The organism is Frankia sp. CgJB1 (assembly GCF_977947065.1).
The window spans coordinates 1-2,552 of the sequence record NZ_CDWTNB010000290.1 but is presented as its reverse complement, the minus strand read 5'-3'; the positions used below and the strand labels follow the sequence as shown (position 1 = coordinate 2,552).

Here is a 2,552-nt window from a genome sequence, read left to right as displayed (position 1 = left end):
CTCGGCCCGCGTTGCCCGCAACACTCAGCTGCTGCTCCAGCAGGAGTCCGGCACCACCCGGGTGATCGACCCGTGGGGCGGCAGCTACTACGTCGAGCGGCTCACCCACGACCTGGCCCGCCGGGCCTGGGAGCACATCGACGAGGTCGAGGCCTCGGGCGGCATGGCGCAGGCCATCGACGCCGGGATCCCGAAGATGCGCATCGAGGAGGCCGCCGCCCGCACCCAGGCCCGCATCGACTCCGGCCGCCAGCCGCTGATCGGGGTGAACAAGTACCGCGTCGACGCGGACGAGGCCATCGAGGTGCTCAAGATCGACAACTCGGCGGTGCGCGCCGAGCAGATCGAGAAGCTGCGCCGGCTGCGCGCCGACCGTGACCCGGCCGCGGTGGAGGCGGCGCTGCACGCCCTGACCGCGGCGGCCGACGCGGCCCGCGATGGGCGCCGCGGTCCCGGGCTGGAGCAGAACCTGCTGGCGCTCGCCGTCGACGCGGCCCGGGCTCAGGCGACGGTCGGGGAGATCTCCGACGCGCTGGAGAAGGTCTACGGGCGTCACGCGGGCCAGATCCGTACCATTTCCGGGGTGTACCGGGACGAGGCGGGACCTGCCGGCAACATCGTCGCCGCCCGCGAGGCCGCCGCCGCCTTCGAACGTGCCGAGGGTCGCCGGCCCCGGATCCTGGTCGCGAAGATGGGCCAGGACGGTCACGACCGCGGCCAGAAGGTGATCGCCACCGCGTTCGCCGACCTCGGCTTCGACGTGGACGTCGGCCCGCTGTTCCAGACCCCGGCCGAGGTCGCCCGCCAGGCCGTCGAGGCCGACGTGCAGATCATCGGGGTGTCATCGCTGGCCGCCGGCCACCTCACCCTGGTGCCCGCGCTGCGCGAGGAGCTTGCCGCGCTCGACCGGCCCGACATCCTCATCGTGGTCGGCGGGGTCATCCCCCCCGGCGACTTCGACGAGCTGCGGGCCGCGGGCGCCGCCGCGATCTTCCCCCCCGGCACGGTCATCGCCGACGCCGCGCTGGACCTGCTCGCGGCCCTGTCGGCCCAGCTCGCTCATCCCGCTCATCCCGCTCACCCCACGGCCTGACCCGCCCGAGTGACGGCAGATCCGGCATGGTGACCCGACGACCGATCGATCCGGGCGAGTACGCCGACGGGGTGCTGGCCTCGTCGCGGACCTGGATCGCGCGGGCCATCACCCTCGTCGAGTCCACCAGGCCCGACCACCAGGAGCTCGCGCAGCGGCTGCTGGTGACGTTGCTGCCGCACGCGGGCAAGGCCCGTCGGATCGGCATCACCGGGGTGCCCGGGGTGGGCAAGTCGACGTTCATCGACGCGCTGGGCACCATGCTCACCGGGAAGGGGCACCAGGTGGCGGTGCTCGCCGTCGACCCCTCCTCGACGCGTACCGGCGGCAGCATCCTGGGGGACAAGACCCGGATGGCGGCGTTGTCCACCGATCCGGCGGCGTTCATCCGGCCCTCGCCCACCGCGGGGACGCTCGGTGGCGTCGCCAAGGCGACCCGCGAGGCGATGGTCGTCATGGAGGCGGCGGGCTACGACGTCGTCCTGGTCGAGACGGTCGGCGTCGGCCAGTCGGAGACGACCGTCGCCGACATGGTCGACACCTTCCTGTTCCTGACCCTGGCCCGGACGGGGGATCAGCTCCAGGGCATCAAGAAGGGGGTGCTGGAGCTCGCCGACGTCATCGCGGTGAACAAAGCCGACGGGCCGCACGAGCTCGACGCCCGCCGTGCCGCCCGGGAACTCGCCGGCGCGCTGCGGCTGCTGCAGGGCTCCGCCGGTCCCCGGGACTGGAACACCCCGGTGCTGACGTGCAGCGCGGTGGAGCGGACGGGGCTGGACACCATCTGGGCGCAGATCGTCAAGCATCAGGACACCCTCGACGCCTCCGGCGAACTCGCCGCCCGCCGGCGCCGCCAGCAGGTCGACTGGATGTGGGCGATGGTCCACGATCGGCTGCTCGCTGGCCTGCGGGCCGATCCGGGGGTCCGCGAGATCACTCCGGACCTTGAACGGCGGGTCCGCGACGGCACCCTCCCCCCGAGCCTGGCCGCCGACGCCATCCTCGCCGCGCATGACGGCTTGGCCGCCCACGAGGGCCGGGCCGCGGCACCCTCCGACGCTGCGGCACCCTCCGACCCCGGGCACTGAGCCAGACTGGAGTAGCCTGACCGGCCGACGACCCGCGATGGACCACATCCGCCGGGACGCCCACCGGGGTATGGTCACCCTGCGCGGGCCCGCCTGCGACAGGGCGACCTGGCTGAGGTGGGGAACGGTGCCCGGGAACGGCGTCTACCGATCGTGACGGCTGGAAACGGAGTACGCGGGTGGAGCCGGTGAGCGCGGTCGTCGTCGAGCACGAAGGCAACACGCCGCTGGATGTCGAGGAAGAGCAGGAGACCGGTTTCCAGGACATTGACCGGCCCTGGAAACCCGAGAGCATCCGGGTAAGTACGAAGAGCTTTTCCCTGCGTAACATGCTCGATGCCATCGACGAGGGCTCCCTCGACCTGGGGATC

The 2,552-nt window shown here is 72.6% G+C and carries 2 protein-coding genes and 1 pseudogene; all 3 read left to right on the top strand.

The window, feature by feature from the left end; translation table 11 throughout:
- Nucleotides 1-1,093 (top strand): methylmalonyl-CoA mutase family protein (locus AC08OT_RS19985; protein WP_476603203.1); only part of this gene is annotated, 1,093 nt, incomplete at its 5' end.
- A 26-nt stretch (nucleotides 1,094-1,119) separates the two neighbouring features.
- Nucleotides 1,120-2,181, top strand: coding sequence for a methylmalonyl Co-A mutase-associated GTPase MeaB (meaB, locus tag AC08OT_RS19980; protein ID WP_476594491.1), 1,062 nt, complete (start codon nucleotides 1,120-1,122; stop codon nucleotides 2,179-2,181).
- 188 nt (nucleotides 2,182-2,369) lie between these two features.
- Nucleotides 2,370-2,552 (top strand): annotated as a pseudogene (locus tag AC08OT_RS19975) (DUF262 domain-containing protein); the annotation flags it as partial.